A 1081-nucleotide genomic window follows, 5' to 3' on the forward strand; every position below is an offset into this window, starting at 1 on the left:
ATGCTGTTCCGAATACGGTCAGCGGCGACGTGCGCGGCAACGATGTCCAGGGCGCGGACGGAGCGATGGTGACGGCGGCCAACCCGACCCTGACCTACGGCACGCTGAGCCTGGCGGCCGATGGCAGCTACACCTACACGTTGAACAACGCCAACCCGGCGGTGAACGCACTCAACGCCGGGCAGAGCCTGGTGGACACGTACACCTACACCATCACGGACACCGACGGTGACACCAGCACGGCGACGTTGACGGTGACCATCAACGGCGCCAGCGATGGCGGCCCGGTGGTGACGGTGCCCGACGAAGACTTGGTCAATGTCCAGGACAAGACGGTGTCCGAAGCGGCCGGACCGACGGCGGGCAACTTCACGCTGAGCGCCCCGGACGGGCTGACCAGTGTGAGCGTGGGCGGCACGTCGCTGAGCGCGGCACAGCTGGGCACCCTGGGCACGACCCCGGTGAGCATCGACACCGGCGAAGGCACCCTGGTGCTGAACGGCTACAACCCGGCCACGGGCGTGGTGAGCTACACCTACGATCCCAAGCCGCTGAGCCACACCAGTGGCGACACGATCATTGACGCCATTCCCATTGTGCTGACGGACAGCACGGGTGCAACGGCCAGCAACACGCTGGACATCGGGGTGACCGACACCCAGCCGCTGGCCAAGGCAGACGTCAACAGCATCACCGAGGACGCCAGCCCGAACACGGTCAGCGGCAACGTGATCACGCTGGGTGCGGGGGCGGACACGCTGGGCGTGGACAACCCGACCAATGCCACCGCGTACAGCGGCGCGCTGACCTACGGCACGCTGAGCCTGGCGGCCGATGGCAGCTACACCTACACGTTGAACAACGCCAACCCGGCGGTGCAAGGCCTGTCGACCGGCGAAACGCTGACCGACACCTACACCTACACGTTGACCGACGCCGACGGTGACACCAGCACAGCCACGCTGACGGTGACCATCAACGGCGCCAACGACGGCGTGAGCATCACCAACCTGACCGCACAGGCCAGCGGTGGCGACGTGCGGGTGGACGAAGACGACCTGGCGACCGGCTCGGACACGAG

The 1081-nt window shown here is 66.9% G+C and carries 1 protein-coding gene; it reads left to right on the plus strand.

Features of this window, described 5'->3' with window-relative positions:
- Positions 1 to 1081, plus strand: a 1081-nt coding sequence (locus AAHB17_RS24470; protein ID WP_342133667.1) for a VCBS domain-containing protein, incomplete at both ends; no start/stop codon positions are given.

This window comes from Hydrogenophaga sp. OTU3427, assembly GCF_038440225.1.
Lineage (GTDB): Bacteria > Pseudomonadota > Gammaproteobacteria > Burkholderiales > Burkholderiaceae_C > Hydrogenophaga.